The organism is Paeniroseomonas aquatica, from assembly GCF_030409335.1.
GTDB lineage: Bacteria > Pseudomonadota > Alphaproteobacteria > Acetobacterales > Acetobacteraceae > Belnapia > Belnapia aquatica.
This window is the reverse complement of the sequence record NZ_JAUFPN010000001.1, coordinates 14123-35254: the sequence shown is the minus strand read 5'-3', so window position 1 is coordinate 35254 and position 21132 is coordinate 14123. Positions and strand designations below refer to the sequence as shown.

General features: G+C 72.0%; 17 protein-coding genes. 8 read left to right on the top strand and 9 right to left on the bottom strand.

Features of this window, described 5'->3' with window-relative positions; genetic code table 11:
* Window positions 1–7: 7 nt before the first annotated feature.
* Window positions 8–994 (bottom strand): ABC transporter permease, encoded by a 987-nt coding sequence (locus QWZ14_RS00150; protein ID WP_290314521.1) that lies wholly within the window; start codon window positions 992–994, stop codon window positions 8–10.
* Entirely contained in the window at window positions 994–2583 is a 1590-nt protein-coding gene (locus tag QWZ14_RS00145; protein ID WP_290314520.1) for an ABC transporter substrate-binding protein, read from the bottom strand. The genes QWZ14_RS00150 and QWZ14_RS00145 overlap by 1 nt, the downstream gene beginning before the upstream one ends.
* 84 nt (window positions 2584–2667) lie before the next feature.
* Here QWZ14_RS00145 and QWZ14_RS00140 point away from each other — a divergent pair, with 84 nt between their 5' ends.
* From QWZ14_RS00140 to QWZ14_RS00120, 5 genes are read left to right on the top strand one after another with little or no spacing between them, the layout of a single operon-like run.
* Window positions 2668–3702, top strand: a complete 1035-nt coding sequence (locus QWZ14_RS00140; protein WP_290314519.1) for a histone deacetylase family protein — start codon at window positions 2668–2670, stop codon at window positions 3700–3702.
* Complete coding sequence (locus tag QWZ14_RS00135; protein WP_290314518.1) at window positions 3702–4700, top strand: dipeptidase; 999 nt, start codon at window positions 3702–3704, stop codon at window positions 4698–4700. Before QWZ14_RS00140 ends, QWZ14_RS00135 begins: the two co-directional genes overlap by 1 nt.
* Window positions 4701–4742: 42 nt before the next feature.
* On the top strand, window positions 4743–6275 hold the full coding sequence (locus tag QWZ14_RS00130; protein ID WP_290314517.1) for a YifB family Mg chelatase-like AAA ATPase: 1533 nt from the start codon (window positions 4743–4745) through the stop codon (window positions 6273–6275).
* Window positions 6276–6334: 59 nt separating this feature from the next.
* The gene (gene ggt / locus QWZ14_RS00125) at window positions 6335–8008 is read left to right on the top strand and encodes a gamma-glutamyltransferase (protein ID WP_290314516.1); all 1674 of its coding nucleotides are present in this window, start codon (window positions 6335–6337) and stop codon (window positions 8006–8008) included.
* A 52-nt stretch (window positions 8009–8060) separates the two neighbouring features.
* A complete protein-coding gene (locus QWZ14_RS00120; protein WP_290314515.1) occupies window positions 8061–8540 on the top strand; it encodes a CreA family protein in 480 nt (159 codons plus the stop codon).
* Here QWZ14_RS00120 and QWZ14_RS00115 read toward each other — a convergent pair.
* The 6 genes from QWZ14_RS00115 to QWZ14_RS00090 all read right to left on the bottom strand — a co-directional run bounded on the left by QWZ14_RS00115 (window position 8507) and on the right by QWZ14_RS00090 (window position 15280).
* The gene (locus QWZ14_RS00115; protein WP_290314514.1) at window positions 8507–9562 is read right to left on the bottom strand and encodes an ABC transporter ATP-binding protein; all 1056 of its coding nucleotides are present in this window, start codon (window positions 9560–9562) and stop codon (window positions 8507–8509) included. The genes QWZ14_RS00120 and QWZ14_RS00115 overlap by 34 nt on opposite strands.
* Window positions 9555–10556: an ABC transporter ATP-binding protein gene (locus QWZ14_RS00110; RefSeq protein ID WP_290314513.1), complete on the bottom strand. Its 1002-nt coding sequence runs from the start codon at window positions 10554–10556 to the stop codon at window positions 9555–9557. The genes QWZ14_RS00115 and QWZ14_RS00110 overlap by 8 nt, the downstream gene beginning before the upstream one ends.
* The gene (locus QWZ14_RS00105) at window positions 10556–11479 is read right to left on the bottom strand and encodes an ABC transporter permease (RefSeq protein WP_290314512.1); all 924 of its coding nucleotides are present in this window, start codon (window positions 11477–11479) and stop codon (window positions 10556–10558) included. Before QWZ14_RS00105 ends, QWZ14_RS00110 begins: the two co-directional genes overlap by 1 nt.
* A 4-nt stretch (window positions 11480–11483) precedes the next feature.
* The gene (locus tag QWZ14_RS00100) at window positions 11484–12470 is read right to left on the bottom strand and encodes an ABC transporter permease (RefSeq protein ID WP_290314511.1); all 987 of its coding nucleotides are present in this window, start codon (window positions 12468–12470) and stop codon (window positions 11484–11486) included.
* Window positions 12471–12479: 9 nt separating this feature from the next.
* Window positions 12480–14090 (bottom strand): ABC transporter substrate-binding protein, encoded by a 1611-nt coding sequence (locus QWZ14_RS00095; RefSeq protein ID WP_290314510.1) that lies wholly within the window; start codon window positions 14088–14090, stop codon window positions 12480–12482.
* A 77-nt stretch (window positions 14091–14167) separates the two neighbouring features.
* A complete protein-coding gene (locus tag QWZ14_RS00090; RefSeq protein WP_290314509.1) occupies window positions 14168–15280 on the bottom strand; it encodes an AI-2E family transporter in 1113 nt (370 codons plus the stop codon).
* 105 nt (window positions 15281–15385) lie between these two features.
* Between QWZ14_RS00090 and otnI the strand changes: the two genes are divergently transcribed.
* From otnI to QWZ14_RS00075, 3 genes are all read left to right on the top strand, one after another.
* A complete protein-coding gene (gene otnI / locus QWZ14_RS00085) occupies window positions 15386–16162 on the top strand; it encodes a 2-oxo-tetronate isomerase (RefSeq protein WP_290314508.1) in 777 nt (258 codons plus the stop codon).
* A 226-nt stretch (window positions 16163–16388) separates the two neighbouring features.
* On the top strand, window positions 16389–17276 hold the full coding sequence (locus QWZ14_RS00080) for a 2-hydroxy-3-oxopropionate reductase (protein WP_290314507.1): 888 nt from the start codon (window positions 16389–16391) through the stop codon (window positions 17274–17276).
* A gap of 264 nt (window positions 17277–17540) precedes the next feature.
* Window positions 17541–18419, top strand: coding sequence for a helix-turn-helix domain-containing protein (locus QWZ14_RS00075; protein ID WP_290314506.1), 879 nt, complete (start codon window positions 17541–17543; stop codon window positions 18417–18419).
* 9 nt (window positions 18420–18428) lie between these two features.
* Here QWZ14_RS00075 and QWZ14_RS00070 read toward each other — a convergent pair whose 3' ends face one another.
* On the bottom strand, window positions 18429–21089 hold the full coding sequence (locus QWZ14_RS00070) for a bifunctional acetate--CoA ligase family protein/GNAT family N-acetyltransferase (protein ID WP_290314505.1): 2661 nt from the start codon (window positions 21087–21089) through the stop codon (window positions 18429–18431).
* Window positions 21090–21132: the final 43 nt, after the last annotated feature.

Genomic DNA, 21132 nt, shown 5'->3' with positions numbered 1-21132 from the left:
GGGCCGCTCATCCCGCTACCTCCACCCGAGGATCGATGATCGCATAGAGCAAGTCGGTCACCAGGTTGAACAGCACCACCATGACACTGGTGCAGAAGAAGACGCCGAGCAGCACCGGATAGTCCCGCGCCAGCAGCGCCTCGAAGGCCAGCCGCCCGATGCCCGGCCAAGCGAAGACCGTCTCCACCAGGATCGACCCGCCCAGCAGCTGCCCCGCCTGGATGCCGGCGAAGGTGATCACCGGCAGCAGGGCATTGCGCAATATGTGGGAGCGCAGGATGCGCCCCTCCGGCACGCCCTTGGCACGGGCCGTCTTGACGAAATCCTGGTCCGCCACCTCCAGCATCGTCGCCCGCGTCAGCCGCGCATAGACCGCCAGGTAGAACAGCCCGAGGGTGAGTGCCGGCAGGAGCAGGTGCTGCGCCACGTCCCAGACCACGGCCAGCCCATGCAGGTCGGCGCCGACGCTGCTCATGCCGAAGCTCGGCAGCCATTCCAGCCAGACCGAGAAGACCAGCACCAGCATCAGCCCGACCCAGAACAAGGGCGTCGCATAGAAGGTGAGCGCCACCACGGTGATGAGGCTGTCGGCCCACTTGCCCACCCGCTGCGCCGCCAGCGCGCCGAGCGTGACGCCGAGCGTGACCGCGAAGACGAAGGCCGCCCCGGTCAGCAGCAGGGTCGCCGGCAGCCGCTCCAGCACCAGCAGCGAGACCGCCTGCTGCTGCCGGTGCGAGAAGCCGAGGTCGAGGCTGAGGACGCTCTTTACATAGATCCAGAGCTGCACATGCAGCGGCTGGTCCAGCCCGAACTGGCGGCGCAGCTGCTCGAGAAACACCGCATCCGCCGCGCCCGACTGCCCGGCGATGACACTCGCCGGATCGCCCGGTGCCGCATGCACCAGCAGGAAATTGCAGACGACGATCGCCAGCACGACGACCGCCGCCTTCACCCCCCGCCGCAGCAGGAAGCCCAGCAGCTTCGAGACCTCCATCAGGCGGTCAGGAACACGTCGTCGAAGCTGGTATGCACGCCGAGGCCGGTGGTGATGACGTTCCGCAGCTTCTTGTCGTGGATGGTGGGGAAGGCCATCTCCATCAGCCAGATCTGCGGCACCTCCTCGCACAATATCTTCTGCACCGCGCTGAAGGCCGCCTGCCGGTCCTTCGGGTCGGCCGAGCCCCGTGCCGTGGCGAACAGCTCATCCACCTTCGGATTGGAATAGCCGCCGGTATTGGTGAAGGTCACCTTCTGGATGTTGGTGGAGACATAGGTCCGCTCGACGCCCAGCGTCGGGTCGCCGAACTGATAGACGAAGTTGATGGTCGTCTCGTATTCCCAGGCGCCGACCCGCCGCGCCCAGCTGCCGGCATCGGTGCTCTCCAGCTCCAGGGCAATGCCGACCTGGCGGAAGGCCTGCTTCAGATACTCGCCCAAGCGCGACCAGATCTCCCCGTAGGGCAGCACCAGGTGCTTCAGGGTGAAGCGCACCCCCTGCGCATTCGCCTTGTGCCCCGCCGCATCCAGCAGCGCATTCGCCGCGCGCACGTCATAGGCCGCGACCTTGGCGCCGGCATCGTGGAAGCGCGTGGTGGAGGCGACCGGATTGGTCGCCGGCTTGCCGACGCCGAACCATAGCCGCTGGGCGATGAAGTTGCGGTCGATCGCCATGCTGATCGCCTGCCGCACCCGCATGTCGTCCAGCGGCTTCACCCGGTGGTTCAGCTCGATCCAGGAGACCGGGGAGAAATACTCCCAGCCCTTCACATTCACCTCGAGGTTCGGCTTGGCCCGCAGCGCCGGCACGTCGAAGGGCTCGATGTCGTTGGCCTGGGTGAGCTGCGCCTGCCCGGTCTCGATCGCCAGGCGGCGGCTCTGGCTGTCCGGCACCACGCGATAGATGATCGCGTCGAGATAGGGCTGCCCCGGCTTCCAGTAGTCGGCGAAGCGCTCGAGCCGGACGAAATTGCCGCGCTGCCATTCGGCGAAGCGGAAGGGCCCGGTGCCGACCGGCCGCTGCACCGCCGGCGCGGTGCGGTAGTCCTGCCCGTCGAAGAGATGCTTCGGCACGATGGCGCAGGCGCTGGCATCGAACATCAGCAGGAAGGGCTGGAAGGGCTGCTTGAGGACGATCCGCACCGTCAGCGGGTCCGGCGCCGTGGCGCTCTCGATCAGCGCGAAGACCGCCCGGGCGCGCGGCGCCAGCTCGGTATGGAATTTCATGATGGAGAAGATGACATCCTCGGCCGTCATCGGCTGGCCGTCGTGGAATTTGACGCCCTCCTGCAGCGTGAAGACGTATTCCTTCCCGTCCGGGCTGATGGTCCAGCTCTTCGCCAGCACCGGGATCGGCTCCAGCGCCGGGGTGAAGCTCAGCAGGCTCTGGAACATCTTGCTGGCGATGACCAGGGTCGGCCCCTGGTTGTTCACCCCGATCTGCAGCACCGGCGGCTCCGGCGTCAGCATGGTGGTGAGCGTCCCGCCACGCCGGGGGGCGATCCCCTGGGCCTGTGCATCCTGCACCCGCATGAGCCCAGGTACGGCGGCAGTCGCGGCCAGCAGGCCACGGCGCGAAACGGTCATTGCAAGCCCCCAATATGATTGTGCGTATGCTAACGGCCCGTTCGGCGCATGGACAAGGGCGCATCCGCTGCTAGCCTCCCGGCCATGCGCGCTTTTTCCCACCCGGACCAGATGCGGCACACGCCGCGCTTCTTCCTGCAACGCGGCCAGCTCCGCCCGAACTTCGAGGTGCCGGAGCGGGCGACCGCCCTGCTCGCCGGGCTGCAGCGCCTCGGCCTGGCGCCGGAGACCGCCGCCCTGCCCCCGCGGGCCGCGCTGGAGGCGGTGCATGCGCCGGATTACCTCGACTTCCTCGAGGGCGCGCTGGCCGCCTGGCAGGCCCTGCCCGACCCGGGGCCGGAGGTGGTGGGCAATACCCACGCGACGGCCGATGCCATGGCCAATGGCGGCCGCCGCCCGAGCGGCATCGTCGGCCAGGCCGGCTGGTACACCGCGGATACCTCCTGCCCGATCGGCCCCGGCACCTGGGAGGCGAGCCTCGCCGCCGCCGGCGTGGCCCTCGCCGCCGCGGCCGAGGCCGGTGCCGGCCGCACCGCCTACGCGCTCTGCCGCCCGCCCGGCCATCATGCCTATGCGGCGCGGGCCGGCGGCCATTGCTACCTCAACAACGCCGCCATCGCCGTCGCCGCCCTGCGCCAGTCCGGGACAAAGCGCGTCGCCACCCTCGACATCGACAGCCACCACGGCAACGGCACCCAGGGGATCTTCTGGGAGGACCCGGGCGTGCTGACCGTCTCGGTCCATGGCGACCCCTCCGCCTACTACCCCTTCTTCACCGGCTACCGGGAGGAGACCGGCGGCGGTGCCGGCGCCGGCCACAACCTCAACCTGCCGATGCCGGCCGGGACCGGCGATGCCGAATGGCTCGCCGCCATCGACGCCGGCATCGCCGCCGCCCGCCGCTTCGGCGCCGAGGCGCTGGTCGTCTCGCTCGGCTTCGATGCCAGCGAGCACGAGCCGCTGGGCCTGCTGAAGGTCACCGCGGATGGCTTCGCCCGCGCCGGCGCCGCCATCTCGGCGTTCGGGCTGCCCGCCGCCATCATCCAGGAGGGCGGCTACAACGTGGAGATCATGGGCAGCCTGCTCGAGCGATTCCTCACCGGCTGGGGCGACGTCTGATGGATATCCACGCCGCGACGCTGACCCTCGACAGCCACATCGACATCCGCTGGCCCAACCCGCCGGACCCGCTCGCCGAGGGGGTGATGCGCGTCGACTTCCCCAAGATGCAGCGCGGCGGCCTGCGCGCCGCGATCTTCATCGCCTATGTCGGCCAGGGCAAGCGCGACGAGGCCGGCCATGCCGCCGCCGCCGAGCGCGTCGAGGCCATGCTCCGCCACATCCAGGGCCGCGCCGATGGCGTCGCGCGCCGCTTCTGCGCCACGCCGGACGAGCTGGAAGCAGCCCACGCCGCAGGCGCCTTGGCGGTGCTTTCGGCGGTCGAGAACGGCTACGGCATGGGCCACGACCTCGGCGCCCCGGCCCGCTGGCGGGCGCTCGGCGCCTGCTACCTCACCCTGACCCATGACGGCCACAACGACCTCGCCGACAGCGCCCGGCCGCAGGCGCGGCTCGGCGATGCCACCGTCGAGCATGGCGGGCTCTCCCCGCTCGGCCGCCAGGCGGTCGCCGCGCTGAATGCCGCGGGCATGCTGATCGACGTCTCGCATGTGGCGAAATCCGGCATGATGCAGGCCGCCGAGCTCTCCCGCTCCCCCATCGTCGCGACGCATACCGCCTGCCGCGCCCTCTGCGACCATCCGCGCGGCATCGACGACGAGCAGCTCGACATGCTGAAGTCGGTCGGCGGCCTTGCCCAGATCACCGCCATGCCGAGCTTCCTGCAGAAGGTGCCGGAGGGCACGCGCAACGCCGCCAGCGTCGAGACCATGGTCGACCATGTCGACCACGCGGTGCGGCGGATCGGCCTGGAACACGTCGGCCTCTCCTCCGACTTCGACGGCGGCGGCGCGGTGGAGGGCTGGCAGAATGCCGCCGAGACCGCCAACCTCACCAAGGCCCTGCTCCGCCACGGCTACGGTGCCCGCGAGATCGGCCTGCTGTGGTCCGGCAATTTCCTGCGCGTCTGGCGGCAGGCCCAGGCGATCGCCGACTGAAGGACTTGAGGTTCCCGCCGGCTGGATAGTATCGTTACCGATATGTCCATCGCCCGGGTCGCCACCTTCGCCTTCGCCGGTATCGAGGCCATGCCGGTCGAGGTGCAGGTCCAGCTCGCCCCCGGCATGCCCGCCTTCCTCGTCGTCGGCCTGCCCGACAAGGCGGTGGGCGAGAGCCGGGAGCGGGTGCGCGCCGCCCTGGTCGGCCTCGGCCTGTCGCTGCCGCCGAAGCGGGTGCTGGTGAACCTGGCGCCGGCCGATATCGCCAAGGAGGGCTCGCATTTCGACCTGCCCATCGCCCTGGCCGTGCTGGCGGCGATGGACGTGCTGCCGCGGGAGGAGATCGCCGGCTACGCGGCGCTCGGCGAGCTCTCGCTCGACGGCGGCATCAACGCGGTGGCCGGGGTGCTGCCCGCGGCCCTCGGCGCCTCGGCGCGCGACCTCGGGCTAATCTGCCCGGCGGCGCAGGGCGGCGAGGCCGCCTGGGCCGGGCGCGTGGAGGTTCTGGCCGCGCCCGACCTGCTCGCCCTGATGAACCACTTCCGCGGCACCCAGGTGCTGACCCCGCCGGAGCCGCCCGGCCCCGAGGCCGCGGCGCCGCGCGGCCCCTGCCTCTCCGAGGTGAAGGGCCAGGAATCCGCCAAGCGCGCCCTCGAGGTCGCCGCCGCCGGGGGCCACAATCTGTTATTCACCGGCCCGCCCGGCGCCGGCAAGTCGATGCTCGCCGCCCGCCTCCCCGGCCTGCTGCCGGACCTCTCCCCGGCCGAGGCGCTGGAGGTCAGCATGGTGCATTCCGTCGCCGGGCTGCTGCGCGGCGGCCGCCTCGTGGTCCGCCCGCCCTTCCGCGACCCGCACCACTCCGCCAGCCAGGCGGCGCTGATCGGCGGTGGCGGCCGCGCCAAGCCGGGCGAGATCAGCCTCGCCCATCACGGCGTGCTCTTCCTCGACGAATGGCCGGAGTTTCCGCGGGCGGCGCTGGAGGCGCTGCGCCAGCCGATGGAGACCGGCCGCACCACCATCAGCCGGGCCAATGCCCATGTCACCTACCCCGCCCGCTTCCAGCTCATCGCCGCCATGAACCCCTGCCGCTGCGGCTACCTCGGCGATGCCCCGCGCGAATGCGGCCGCGCCCCCCGCTGCGGCGAGGACTACCAGATGCGCCTCTCCGGCCCGCTGCTCGACCGCATGGACCTGGCGATCGAGGTCACCCCCGTTCCCGCCAGCGAGCTGGCCCGTGCCCCGGCGGGCGAGGCCAGCGCGGTGGTCGCCGCCCGCATCCAGGCGGCGCGCCTCCGCCAGCAGGCCCGCTACGGCGCCGATGGCCCGCGCTGCAACGCCGCGGCCGAAGGCGCCGTGCTGGAGGCCTGCCTGGAGGCGGACCAGCCGGCCCGGCAGCTGGCGGAACAGGCGGCCGAGCGCTTGCGGCTCTCGGCCCGGGGCTATACCCGCACCCTCCGGGTCGCCCGCACCATCGCCGACCTCGCCGGCAGCCCCCAGGTCCAGCGCGGCCACGTGGCCGAGGCCCTGGCCTTCCGCCACCGCGGCACGACCCGCGGCATGCCGGCGCCGGCCTGACCGGTTCCCGCCGGCCCACCGCCTCGCTAGAAGAGGGCTTCCCGCCCGCCCGGAGCACCATGATCCGCCTCGTCCTGCTGCTCCTCTGCCTCACCGTCCCGGCCCAGGCCCAGCGCCAGATGGTCGCCGCCGCGCATCCGATGGCGGCCGAGGCTGGCCTCGCCATGCTGCGCGACGGCGGCACCGCCATCGACGCCGCCGTCGCCGCCCAGGCCATGCTGGCGCTGGTGGAGCCGCAATCCTCCGGCCTCGGCGGCGGCGCGCTGATGCTGCAGTGGGATGCCGCCAGCCGGAGCCTCGCCGCCTGGGACGGCCGCGAGACCGCCCCCGCCGCCGCCCCGCCGACGCTGTTCCTCCGGGACGGCCAGCCGATGGGCTTCCTCGAGGCGGCGGTCGGCGGCCGCGCCGTCGGCGTGCCCGGCGCCATGCGCATGCTGGAAGCCGCGCATCGCCGGGGCGGCAGGCTGCCCTGGGCGCAGCTCTTCGCCCCGGCCATCGCCGCCGCCGAGGCCGGCTTCGTCGTGACGCCGCGGCTGGCCGCGCTTGTCGCGGCGGAGGCCGAGCGGCTGCGCCGCGACCCCCAGGCCCGCGCCTATTTCCTGCCCGAGGGCAAGCCGGTCGGCGACGGTGCCCGGCTGCGCAACCCGGCCCTCGCCGCCACCCTCCGCGCCATCGCCGAGCAGGGCGCCGATGCGCTGCACCGCGGCCCGATCGCCGCCGAGATCGCCGGCGCGGTCCGCGGCCATGCCACCAATCCCGGCCTGCTCACCACCGACGACCTCGCCGGCTATGCCCCGGTGCGGCGCGAGGCGGTCTGCGGCCCCTATCGCGGCTTCACCGTCTGCTCCATGCCGCCGCCGAGCTCGGGCGGCGTCGCCCTGCTGCAGATCCTCGGCGTCCTGGCGCACCAGGACATGCCGCTCGACCCGCGGTCGGTCGATGCCGCGCATCTGCTGGGCGAGGCCGGCCGCATCGCCTTCGCCGACCGCAACCGCTACCTGGCCGATGCCGACCATGTCGCGGTGCCGCTGCGCGGGCTGCTCGACCCCGGTTACCTGCTGCTGCGCGCCCAGCTGCTCGACCGCGACCGCGCCATCGCCGCGCCGCGCCCGGGCAACCCGCCCTGGCAGGGCGGCGCCCCGCTCGCCTCGCAGCCGCCGCAGCCGGAACAGGGCACCAGCCATCTCTCGATCGTCGATGCCGCCGGCAATGCCGTGGCGCTGACCACCACCATCGAGGATGTCTTCGGCGCCCGGATCATGGTCCGCGGCTTCCTGCTGAACAACGAGCTGACCGATTTTTCCTTCCTGCCCGAGGTCGACGGCCGGCCGGTGGCGAACCGCGTCGGCCCGGCGAAGCGGCCGCGCTCCTCGATGTCGCCCAGCATCGTCTTCGGCCCGGACGGGCAGCTGGTGGCGGTGCTTGGCTCGGCCGGCGGGTCGCGCATCATCGGCCATGTCGCCCAGGCGCTGGTCGCCATGCTGGACTGGGGGATGGAGCCGCAGGCCGCCGTCTCCCTGCCGCGGATCGGTGCCCTGAACGCGACGCTGGAGCTGGAGGCCGGCACCGCCGCCGCCGCCCTGGCCCCGGCGCTCGAGGCCCGCGGCTTCCCGGTGGAGGTGCGGGTGATGAACTCCGGCCTGCATGCCATCCGCATCCTGCGCGGGCCGGACGGCGTCCGGCTGCTCGGCGGCGCCGACCCGCGGCGCGACGGTATGGCGTTGGGGGAGTGAAACCAATCGGACGCTGCCGCGTCCTGCTGCACGAATCCGAGGAGTCGACCCGATGCGCATCCCTGCCCTGTTCGCCGCCGGCCTGCTGGCCGCGATCCCCGCCCTCACCGCCGCCCAGGCGCAGGAGACCAAGGAGATCGGCCACGTCAACACGGCGCTGACCAACCTCGGCCTGACCCGCAGCCACCGCGTGGTGATCGAGCGCTTCGACGACCCGGAGGTGAAGGGCGTCTCCTGCTACATCAGCCAGGCCCGCACCGGCGGCGTCTCCGGCATGGTGGGCCTGGCCGAGGACCCGGCGCGCTTCGGGCTGTCCTGCTCCGTCACCGGCCCGGTCCAGGTCGCGCCCGGCGCCAATCGCGGCGAGCGCGGCGAGAACGTTTACGAAAGCAACACCAGCCTGTTCTTCAAGGAGACCCGCGTGGTCCGCTTCCTCGACGAGGAACGCGGCGTGGTCGTCTACATGGCCTGGAGCACCAAGCTGGTGGATGGCTCGCCCTACAACGCCGTGGCAGTCGTGCCCATCCGCTGATTCATCGTGACGAAGGCCGCCCCGTCGCGGCCTTCCTCCACCGCGTGGCAGGCGACCACGGTCTCGGGCGTGCCGCGTGCCGGGATCAGTGCTGGCCGCTCGGCCTTGCAGCGGTCGTTGGCCAGCGGGCAGCGCGGGTGGAAGGGGCAGCCGGAGGGCGGGCTGATCGGGCTCGGCACCTCGCCGCCGACCGGGATGCGCTGCCGCCCGGTCATGTCGAGGTCGGGGATCGCCTCCATCAGCGCCCGCGTATAGGGATGCCGCGGCGCCTCGAACAGCGTCTCGGCCGGCGCCAGCTCGACCAGCCGGCCGAGGTACATCACGCCGATGCGGTCGCTGATCTGCCGCACCACCGCCAGGTTGTGGCTGATGAAGAGGTAGGTCAGCCCCAGCCGGCGCTGCAGGTCCTTCATCAGGTTCAGGATCTGCGCCTGCACCGAGACGTCGAGCGCGCTCGTCGGCTCGTCGCAGACCAAGAATTCCGGGTTGGAGGACAGGGCGCGGGCGATCGAGATGCGCTGGCGCTGGCCGCCGCTGAACTCATGCGGGAATTTCTCGCCATCCAGCGGGGATAGCCCCACCTGGCTCAGCAGCTCGCCGACCCGCCTCTGCTGCGCCGCGCCGCCCTCGATCAGGCCGAAGGCGCGGATCGGCTCGGCGATGATGTCGCGCACCCGCCAGCGCGGGTTGAGCGAGGCATAGGGATCCTGGAAGATCATCTGCATGCGCCGGCGCTGGTCGGCCATGGCGCGGGCCTGCTCCAGGTCGATGCCGTCGAACAGCACCCGGCCGCGGGTCGGGCGGTAGAGCCCGACCACCAGCCGCGCCACGGTCGACTTGCCGCAGCCGCTTTCGCCGACCAGCGAGAGGGTGGTGCCCTTCGGGATCCGGAAGGAAACGCCGTCGACCGCCTTCAGGGTGCGCCGCCCCTCGCCGGCCAGCACCCGTTGCAGCCAGGGGCGGGAGACGTCGAAGTAGCGCGCGAGGTCGTCGGCCTCGAACATCGGCGTGGTCTCAACCATGGCGCATCGCCTCCGGTGCCCGCTTTTCCGAAGCGGGGTCATAGAGCCAGCAGGCGGCCCGCGTCGCCCCGGCATCCAGCAGGTCCGGTCGCTCCACCCTGCAGCGGCCGAAGACCTCGGGGCAGCGCGGGTTGAAGGCGCAGCCCGGCGGGATGGCCGAGAGCCGCGGCATGGCGCCGTCGATCTGCGCCAGGTGCTCGACCCGCCGGTCGAGCGGCGGGATGGAGGCCATGAGCCCGACCGAATAGGGGTGCTTCGGGTGCTTCACCACCTCCCGCACCGGGCCGATCTCGGCGATGCGGCCGGCGTACATCACCGCGACCCGGTCGGCGGTCTCGGCGATCACCCCCATGTCGTGGGTGACCAGCATCATCGCGGTGCCCTTGTCCCGCGCCAGCCCCTTCAGCAGCGCGATCACCTGCGCCTGGATCGAGACGTCGAGCGCCGTGGTCGGCTCGTCCGCCACGATCAGCTTCGGCTCGGCGCAGAGCGCCAGGGCGATCACCACCCGCTGGCGCATGCCGCCGGAGAACTCGTGCGGGTAGCTGTCGACGCGCTGCGAGGCGGCGGGGATGCCCACCATCTCGAGCCAGCCGATGGCGCGGCGCCGCGCCTCGGCGTCGTTCAGTCCGAGGTGGGTCTGGATGGTCTCCACCAGCTGCCGGCCGACGGTGTAGAGCGGGTTCAGCGTGGTCAGCGGGTCCTGGAAGATGGCGCCGATCTCCCGCCCGCGGATGCGCCGCATCTGCTCGTAGCCGAGGTTGTCGATCCGCTTCCCGGCCAGCAAGACCTGCCCGGAGGCGATCCGCCCGGGCGGCTCCAGCAGGCCGATGATGGCGGCGCCGGTCATCGACTTGCCGGCGCCGGATTCGCCCACCACGCCCAGCACCTCGCCCGGCGCGATGTCGAAGGAGACGTCGTCGAGCGCGACCAGGGTGCCGCGCCGGGTCGGGAATTCGACGCGGAGGTTGCGGACCTCGAGGATGGGGGCCATCAGCGGAGCCTCGGGTTCAGCGCGTCGCGCAGCCAGTCGCCCAGCAGGTTCACCGACAGCACCATGGCGATCAGCGCGACGCCGGGGAAGATGGTGATCCACCACTCGCCGGAGAACAGGAAGTCGTTGCCGATCCTGATCAGGGTGCCGAGCGAGGGCTCGGTCGGCGGCACGCCGACGCCGAGGAAGGAGAGCGTCGCCTCCGCCAGGATGGCGAAGCCGAGGTTCAGCGTGGCGATGACCAGCACCGGCCCCAGCACGTTCGGCAGCACATGGGTCAGCATGATGCGGATCTGGCTGATGCCGATGACGCGCGCCGCCAGCACGTATTCCTTGTTGCGCTCGACCAGGGTCGAGCCGCGCACGGTGCGGGCGAATTGCGGCCAGGCGCTGATACCGATGGCGAAGATGACGACGAAGAGGGCGATCCGGTCGTGCACCTCCCGCGGCACCGCGGCGCGCACCACGCCATCGACCAGCAGCGCGATCAATATGCTGGGGAAGGTCAGCTGGATGTCGGCGATGCGCATCAGCAGCCCGTCCACCGCGCCGCCGACGTAGCCCGCGACCAGCCCGACCGCGACGCCGACGATGGTCGAGAAGACCACCGCGCAGACGCCCACCAGCAGCGAGATCCGGGCGCCGTACATGATGGCCGAGAGCACGTCCCGCCCCTGGTCGTCGGTGCCGAGCGGGAAGGCCATGTCGCCGTCCTGGCTCCAGGCCGGCGGCTTGAAGGCGTCCCCGAGGTTCAGCGTCGCCAGGTCGAAGGGGTCGTGCGGCGCCAGCAGCGGCGCCAGCACCGCGCCGAGGATGCAGATGAGCGCCACCACCGCCGAGACGACGGTGACGGGCGAGCGCTTGAAGGACCACCAGAGGTCGCTGTCGAGCATGCGGCCCAGGGGGCCAGATTGCGCGGCCATCGGCTCAGGCCCCCTTCGCCGCGGCGCGGTCGACCCGGAGCCGCGGGTCCACCAGATAGTACAGCAGGTCCACCACCAGGTTGATGACGACGAAGACCAGCGCGATGAGCATGAGGTAGGCCGCCATGACAGGGATATCGGCCGCGCCGACCGACTGGATGAAGAGCAGCCCCATCCCCGGCCACTGGAACACTGTCTCCGTCACGATGGCGAAGGCGATGATGCCGCCGAGCTGCAGCCCGGCGATGGTGATGACCGGCACCAGCGTGTTCTTCAGCGCATGGCCGAAATGCACCGCGCGGTTCGGCAACCCGCGGGCGCGGGCGAATTTAATGTAGTCGGTCCGCAGCACCTCCAGCATCTCCGCCCGCACCAGCCGCATGATGAGCGTGAGCTGGAACAGCCCGAGGGTGATCGAGGGCAGGATCAGCGCCTTCAGGCCCGAGACCGTCAGGAAGCCGGTGCTCCACCAGCCCAGCTGGACCACGTCGCCCCGCCCGAAGCTCGGCAGCCAGCCGAGCCAGACCGAGAAGACCAGGATCAGCAGGATGCCGATGAGGAAGGTCGGCAGCGAGACGCCGACCAGGCTGAAGGTCAGGAAGAAGCGGCTGAGCCAGGAGTTGCGATACAGACCGGTATAGACCCCCATCGGCACGCCCACGCACATGGCGATGACCGCCGCGCAGAAGGCCAGCTCCAGCGTCGCCGGCGCCCGCTCGGCGATCAGCTCGGCCACCGGCCGCGACAGACGGTAGGACAGGCCGAATTCCCCCTGCGCCGCATTCGCCACGAATTTGGCGAATTGCACGAAGAAGGGCTGGTCGAGGCCGAGGCTGGCGACCAGCGCCTGGCGCTGCGCCTCGGTGAAGTCCTGCCCCAGCATGATCGAGACGGGGTCGCCGACATAGGCGAACATGGCGAAGCTGATCAGCGCCACCGCCGCCATCACCGGGATGGCCTGCAGGATGCGCGAGATGATGAAGGCGAACAACGGGGCCTCTCAGTTCACCACGGCCCAGCGGAAGTAGGGCTGGTTGTTGGCCATGTGGGGAATGGTGATGTTGGACCGCATCGCCCAGGGGATCATCTGGTGGTGCAGCGGGATATGCGGGATGTCTTCCCGGTAGAGCCGCAGCGCCTCGCGGATGGTCGCCTGCCGCGTCTCGCCGGTCTCGACCTTCATGCGCTGGATCAACGCATCCATCGCCGGGTTGGAATAGCGGCCGTAGTTCCAGATGCCGTCCCCTTGCGCCCCGGCCCTAGTCGCCAGCAGCGACTGGAAGGAATAGAGCGCATCGAGCGTCGGCACGCCCCAGCCGAGCAGGTAGATGCTGGTGTCGTCGCGCTGCACCTGGGCGAAGAAGGGCGCCAGCGGCTGCGACTTCACCGCGGTGCGCACCCCGATGCGCGACCACATGGCGGCGATGTTCTGACAGATCTGCTCGTCGTTGATGTAGCGGTTGTTCGGGCAGTCGAGCGTCACCGCGAAGCCCTGGGGATAGCCGGCCTCGGCCAGCAGCGCCCGGGCGCGGGCGGCATCGAAGGGCAGGCGCACGTCCTCCTCCTTCGCGTAGCCATTGACCTGCTCGGGAAACAGCGTGCCGGTCACCACGCTCTGGCCGCGCATGGTGGTGCGGTGGATCGCCTGGATGTCGATGGCCTGATAGAGCGCCCGGCGCACCCGGATGTCCTTGAACGGGTTGGTGCCCTTCACGTCGGCATAGAGCAGCTCGTCGCGCGACAGATCCATGGCGAGGAAGATGCTGCGCACCTCCGGCCCCTCCAGCACCTTCACCCCCGGCGCGGCGCGCAGCCGGCCGAGGTCCTGCAGCGGCGGGTCGAGCACGAAATCGACCTCGCCCGAGAGCAGCGCCGCCACCCGGGTCGCATCCGAGGCGATCGGGCGATAGACGATCTCCGTCACGTTGCCGGCATTGCCCTCGACCGCCCAGCCCCACCAGGCATCGTTCCGCGCCAGCACGGTGCGGACGTCGGGCTCGCGGCTGGCCAGCCGGTAGGCGCCGGTGCCGTTGGTGTTGCGGGTGGTGAAGAGCTCCTCCCGCGCCCGGGTGTTCTGCGGCCGGGCGGCATTGTTCCGCTCGGCCCAGGCCTTCGACATCATGAAGACGCTGGCGAGCTTGTTCGGCAGGATCGGGTCCGGCGTCTTGGTGAGGATATCGACGGTCAGCGGGTCGACGACCACCGCCCGCTCGATGGTGTCGACGTAGATGCCGAAATTGCTGGTCGGCTGCAGCGCCCGCTGCAGGGAGAAGGCGACGTCCTCGGCGCCGAAGGCCTCGCCCTCGTGGAACTTCACCCCGTCGCGCAGGGTGAAGCGCCAGCGGCCCGGTTCGGCCTGCACCCAGGCGGTGGCGAGGCCCGGGGCCAGCGACAGGTCGCGCTCGCGCTTGATCAGCGGGTCGTAGATCTGCTGCAGCACCATCGTCACGGTACCGACATTCTGGCTGTGCGGATCCATGGTATTGGGGTCGCCGCTGGCGGCCCAGCGGACGCTCCGCGCCTGCGCCGCGCCCGGCGCCATCCCGGCACCGGCGACCCAGGCCATCCCCAAGGCGAAAGCGAGGGCCAGCCCCCGCGCCCGATCACGCATCCCACTGTCTCCCACGCCAGCCCGGTTTTCCGGATCAACCCGCCCTATAGGCTGCGGCCCCGGGCGGTGGAAGGGTTTCAGCCGGCCGTTCCGCCCGGCTTCGCCTCATCCTTGGCCCAGTCGTTCAGCAGGGAGTAGCCGACCGCGAGCAGGACCGGCCCGAGGAACAGCCCGAGGAAGCCGAAGGCGAAGACCCCGCCGAGCGCGCCCAGCAGGGTCAGCAGCAGCGGCAGGTCGGCGCCGCGGGAGATCAGCCAGGGCCGGATCACATTGTCGGCGCTGCTGATGCCGAAGAATCCATAGAGCCCGAGGAAGATCGCCCAGCCGGTCTGGTCCTGGCTGAACAGCCAGAGGGTGGCGGGAATCCAGACCACCGGCGCCCCGACCGGCATGATGGAGATGACCCCGGCGATGACGCCGAGCAGCACCGGCCGCGGCACCCCGGAGATCCACAGGCCGAAGGTGGTCATGATCCCCTGCACCAGGGCGGTGCCGAGCAGCCCGTAGACCACCCCGCGGGTGACGTCCCCGGTCAGCGCCACCAGCTGGCGGGTCCGCTCCCCGGCCAGCCGCTCCAGCGCCGCCTCCACCCGGCGGGCGATCGCCGGCCCGTCCCGGTAGAGGAAGAAGGCGAGGAAGATCGCCACCAGCACCTCGGCCAGGCCCGAGAGCACCGCCAGCAGCACCGCCAGGGCGTTCTGCGCCAGGGTCCCGGCATAGGGGCTCAGCAGGTCGGTGATGCCGGAGAAGCCGAAGTCGACGCCTTCCAGGTGGTCCCGGAAATAGCCGCCGACCAGCGGCAGCCGGCCCAGCCAGTCGCCCAAGCCCGGCATGCCCTGGGTGAGGAAGGTCTCGACCGCGTTGCGCAGCCCCTCGATGTCCTCGCGCCGGGTCGGGGTGGCGAAGACCAGCGGCAGCCCGATCAGCAGGAATTCCGCCAGCACCATCAGCCCCGCCGCCCAGCCGGCCGAGAGCCCGGCGCGCTCGCGCAGCATCCGGTAGGCGGGCCAGGTGGAATAGACCAGGATCGCCGCCCAGAGCAGCGCCGACAGGAAGGGGCGCAGCACCAGCAGGCAGGCGAAGGCCAGGCCCAGCACGGCGATCAGCCCGAGGACCCGGGCAGCGTTGAAGCCTTCCGGCCTGAACGGCCGCGTGGCGGGGCGCGGGGGAGGCATCGGCAGGTCGGTCATCGTCGTTGCGTATCCTCGGCGGCTGGCCGGCGCGCGCCTCGCCTTGCTGTAGCCAGGGCGCCGGCCGCTGGCTAGCTTGCGCTCCATCCAAGCCCCGGGGGGACCATGCCGCGCTTCGCCGCCAATATCTCGATGATGTACACCGAGGTTCCCTTCCTCGACCGTTTCGCGCGCGCCCGCGCCTCCGGCTTCCAGGCGGTGGAATTCCTCTTTCCCTATGACTTCCCCGCGGCCGAGATCGCCGCCCGGCTCAAGGACAACGGCCTCAGCCAGGTGCTGTTCAACGCCCCGCCGGGCGACTGGGCCAAGGGCGAGCGCGGCCAGGCCGCCCTGCCCGGCCGCCAGGCCGAATTCCGCGAGGGCGTGAAGCGGGCGCTCGACTATGCCGCCGCCCTCTCCTGCCCGCGGCTGCACCTGATGGCCGGCCTCGCCCCCGCCGGCGTGCCGCGCGACACGCTGCTCTCGACCTATGCCGCCAACCTCGCCTGGGCCGCCGAGGAATGCGCCAAGCTGGGCGTGAAGCCGGTGATCGAGCCGATCAACCACCGCGACATCCCCGGCTTCTTCCTCAACACCATGGCCGAGGGCGCGGCCATCATCGAGGCCGTCGGGCCAGAGAAGCTCGGCCTGCAATTCGACCTCTACCACTGCCAGATCACCGAGGGCGACATCGTCAAGCGGGTGGAGAAGCACCTGCCGATCATCGCCCACATGCAGGTCGCCGATAACCCCGGCCGCAACGAGCCGGGCACCGGCGAGGTCAACTGGCCCTTCGTCTTCCAGGCGATCGACCGGCTCGGCTTCCGCGGCTGGATCGGCTGCGAGTACCGCCCCGCCGGCGAGACCGAGGCCGGCCTCGGCTGGTTCGCGCCGTACAAGTGATGCGCCCGGCCGCGCGGCCGGCCGATTCAGCCCTTCGCGCCCTGCGGCGCTGCGGCCATCGGACGGCCCGCCCATGACAGTGATGCGCCTGCCGANCATCGGACGGCCCGCCCATGACAGTGATGCGCCTGCCGACGCGGCCGGCCGATTCAGCCCTTCGCGCCCTGCGGCGCTGCGGCCATCGGACGGCCCGCCCCTCTTCGACATTCCAGAAGGACACGACCACATGAAAATCGGCTTCATCGGCCTCGGCATCATGGGCAAGCCCATGGCGCTGCACCTCAAGGCGGCCGGCCACGAGATCACCGTGCCGGAGCGGAAGAGCCTCGACGCCGAGCTGCGCGGCGCCTGCACCGTCGCCGCCGACGCGACCGCGGTCGCCGCCGCGGCCGAGGTGACCATCATCATGGTGCCCGACACCCCCGACGTGGAGGCCGTGCTCTTCGGCCCCGGCGGGGTCGCCGCCGGGCTCTCGGCCGGCAAGCTGGTCATCGACATGTCCTCGATCAGCCCGACCGCGACCAAGGACTTCGCCGCCAAGGTGCGGGCCAAGGGCGCCGACTACCTCGACGCCCCGGTCTCCGGCGGCGAGGTCGGCGCCAAGCAGGCCAGCCTCACCATCATGGTCGGCGGCAGCCAGGCCGCCTTCGACCGCGCCCGGCCGCTGTTCGACAAGATGGGCAAGAACGTTACCCTGGTCGGCGACACCGGCGCCGGGCAGACCTGCAAGGTCGCCAACCAGATCATCGTGGCACTCACCATCGAGGCGGTGGGCGAGGCGCTGGTCTTCGCCAGCAAGGCCGGTGCCGACCCGGCCAAGGTGCGCCAGGCGCTGATGGGTGGGCTCGCCACCTCCCGCATCCTGGAGCTGCACGGGGAGCGGATGATCAAGCGGACCTTCGCCCCCGGCTTCCGCATCGCCCTGCACCAGAAGGACCTGAACCTGGCGCTCACCTCCGCCAGGGAGCTGGGCGTGGCGCTGCCGAACACGGCCTCCACGCAGCAGCTCTTCTCCGCCTGCGTCGCCGCCGGCGGCGGCCAGCTCGACCATTCCGGCCTGGTCAAGGCGCTGGAGACCATGGCGGCGCACCCGGTCGCCCCCGATCAGGACTGACGTCCTGAACGGCGGGGGTCGCTGCGGCCCCCGCCGCCTCACCACACGCAGGGCGGGCAGAAAATTCACCGTTCACACCCGCAGCGCTTGCAGACCGGCCCGAGATGCCGCAATGGTTCCCAGCGCTTGATTTTGCGACGCGCGAGGGACTAGGTTTTTGGCGTGCCGCCAGAGGCATGAGATGTCTTCTCAAAAACCTAACCTTTTTCCAGGCTCACTCTCTGGGCCGGAAAATCCGGTGTGCGGGAAGAGTCGGAGGCGATGATGCGGTTTGCGGATATCGGGCAGCAGTTGCGGGCCTATCGCCTGGAATCGGGCCTCAGGGCCGAAGAGATCGCAGCGCGCCTCGGCGTCTCCCGCGCGGCGCTCTACCGCTACGAGAAGGGCGAGGTCATCAAGCTGGATACCATCCGGCGCCTCGCGGAACTGCTCAAGATCTCGCCGCTCTCGCTGCTGGGAATCGGGGTCGAGTACTTCTCCCGCCCGATCGCCTTCCAGGAACGGCTCCGCCAGGTCGAGGAACAGGCCGACCAGATCCTCATGGTCGGCGGCGCCCTCTGCTACCAGGTCTCGACCGATGCCTTCGAAGGCGCCCTGGCCGAGGCCTGGACCGAGGCCGCCGACGCCTCGCCGGACCGGGTGCCGGCCCGGGCCATGGCCGACCAGGCGCTCGGCCTGCTGACCGCGCGCAAGAAGCTGCACCAGCAGCGGCGGCCGAACATCATCGGCATCCTGTCCGAGGCCTCGCTGCGCCGCCTGCTGCAGGATGGCGTCGCCGCCGGGATCCCGCTGCCCGACCGCAGCCGCTCGCGCTGCCGGGTCGCCGCCGTGGCCGAGGCCGAGAGCATCGCCAGCCTGATGGAGAGCGTGCCGATCGGCCTGCAGCTCGGCCTCAGCAACGGCCCCGACCCCTCCGGCGCCTTCATCGTACTGCGCGGGCGCGACCGCGCCCATGTGGTCGGCAGCCCCTTCCCGCCCGATGCCCAGCCGACCGCCGGCCTCGGCGTCGCCATGATCACCGCGGCGGACGAGGCGATCGCCGTGCACCAGCGCGTCGCCGAGGCCGCCTGGCGGGACGCCCTGAAGGGCGCCGCCGCCGCCGCCCGGGTGCGCGAACTGATCCGCACCGCCCGCGCCGACTGACGGGGCCGGCTAGAGGGAGAGGCGCGCCTCCATCACCTCCTCCTCCTCGGCCGAGCGCTTCAGGGTGAAGCCGAGGCCGCGGACGAAGGCCAGCATGGGGCGGTTGTCGGCCAGCACGTGCCCGGCGACCTCCTGCACGCCGACGCTGCGGCCCCATTCGAACAGCCGCTCCATCAGGTGGCGGCCCACCCCCTGCCCCTTCATCGCCTGCTCCACCACCACGGCGAATTCGGCGGCCGCCGCCCCCGGGTCGCGGATCAGCCGGGCCACGCCCACGGTCTGGTCGGTGCCGTCGGCCGCCTGGCGGGTGGCGATGAAGGCCATCTCGCGGTCGTAGTCGATCTGCGTCAGCCGGGCGACCAGCGCCGGCGACATCTCCTTCAGCGGCGAGAAGAACCGCCGCCGCACATCCTCCGGGTCCAGCCGGTGGAAGGCCTCGGCATGGGCCGCGGCATCCTCCGGCCGGATCGGCCGGATCGTCAGCACCTCGCCCGCGCGGGTCCGGAAGGGCCGGGCGAGCTCCGCCGGATAGGGCGGGATGGAGAGCTCGGAATGCTCCCCCGCCGGGCGCAGGGCGAGTGCCGCATCCACCGCCAGCACCCCATCGGCATCGGCGAAGAGCGGATTGATGGTGAGCGCGGCGATCTCGGGGAAGTCGACCGCGAGCTGGGAGAGCCGCACCAGCGCCTCCGCCACGGCGCCGCGATTGGCCGGCCGGTGGTCGCGGTAGCCCGCCATCAGCCGCGCGGTGCGGGACCGGCCGATGAGCTGCCCGGCCAGCGCCAGGTTCAGCGGCGGCAGGTCGTAGGCCTCGTCGGCCGCGAGGTCGGCCGCGGTGCCGCCCTGGCCGAAGCCGATCCAGGGGCCGAACATTGCATCCTCGCCGAGCCGCAGCCGCAGCTCGAGGGCGCGGGCCGCCTGGCGCTGCACCAGCAGACCCTCGATCCGCGCCTCCGGCCGCGCCGCCCGCACCCGGGCCAGCATGGCCGCCGCCGCCTCCCGCACCGCCCGCGGGCTGGCGAGGCCGAGCACCACCGCGGCGATATCGCTCTTGTGCACCACGTCGGGGCTGAGGATCTTCAGCGCCACCGGGAAGCCCAGCATGGCGGCGGCGTCCGCCGCCTCGGCCGGGCCGGCGGCGCGGCGGCCGGGCACCGTCGGGATGCCATAGGCGGCAAGCACCGCCAGCGCCGCCTCCTCGGTCAGCTCCAGCCGGCCGGCGGCACGGGCGGCCGCGAAGACCTGCCGCACGGCGCCGCGGTCGGCGGCGAATTCGAGCACCTCGCGCGAGGGCAGCTCGGCGGCGGCGGCGCGGTTGCGGCGGTCGGCGGCCAGATGCAGGGCGCCGCGCACCGCCGCCTCCGGCGTGGCGAAGACCGCGAGCCCGGCCTCCGCCATGGCCCGGCGCTGGCGGCCGGCGGTCGCCTGGCCGGTCCAGCCGACCAGGATCGGCGCCGCCCGGCCGGCCCCGGCGCGGGCGGCGGCGATCATCGCCTCGGCGGCGACATCGGCGGCGCCCGGCGGCGCCTCCCCCGGCGCCGGGGCATGCAGGGCCAGCACCACGTCGACCTCCGGCAGCCCGGCCAGCATGGCGGCGGCCTCGGCCAGCCGCGGCCCGGCGGCGGGGCCGAGCGACATCGGATTGCCGGGCCCCCAGCCCGGCGGCAGCAGCAGGGAGAAGGCGGTCAGCGACTCCGGCCGCAGCTCGGCCAGCTGGCCGCCGGCGGCGATGACCGCATCAGCCGCCAGGTGGCCGAGGCCGATGCCATTGGTCACCACGCCGATCCGGGTCTGCGGCAGGGCGCCGCCGGCCGGGGTGGCGACCGGGCGCAGCCGGACCCGGGCCAGGGTCTCGGCCGCCGAGAGCAGATCCTCCAGCCCCGAGACGCGCAGCACCCCGGCCCGGCGCAGCGCCGCATTCATCACCGAATCGGCGAGGCCGGAGGGATCGGCGACGCGGCTGCCGGCGCGGATCGCCAGCACCGGCCGGGTGCGGGCGGTGGCCCGGGCGGCCGAGACGAACTGCCGGCGGTTCCGCACCCGGCGCAGGTCGAGCAGCACCGCGCCGGTCCCGGCATCCCGCGCCAGCCAGTCGAGCGAGGCGGCGAAGCCAAGCGTCGCATTGCCGCCGATGCCGATGACATGGCTGAAGCCGAGCTTCTCCGCCGCCGCCCAGTCCAGCACGGCGCGGGCCAGCGCCGCCGACTGCGTCACCAGCGCCAGCCGCCCCGGGCTCGGTGCGATATGGGAGAGCGAGGCATTCAGCCCGATCGCCGGGATGCAGAGGCCGAAGCTGCCCTGGCCCAGCGCCCGCACGCCGGTGCGGGCCGAGACGGCGGCGAGCCCCGGGGCCGGGCCGGGCACGATGGCGGCGAAGCAGCCGCGCCGGGCCAGCGCCGCCATCGCCGGCTCGAGCGCCGCCGGCGGCAGGCAGAGCACCGCGAGGTCGGGCGGCTGCGGCAGGCCGGCAATGTCCGCCGCCGGGACCAGCCCGGGCACCTCCGGGCCGATGGCATAGGCGGTGCCCTGGAAGCCGCCGGCGGCGATGTTGGCGGCCAGGATCGCCGCCTCGGGCTGGGCCGGATCGGCCACCAGCACCAGGCTGCGGGGGCGGAAGAGGGCGCGGGCCTGGTAGCCCGGGGTAACGCTGCGCGGAATCATCTCGGGCATGGTGCGATGCAGCATGGTCCTGGAGGAGGGTCGCCGCAAGCAT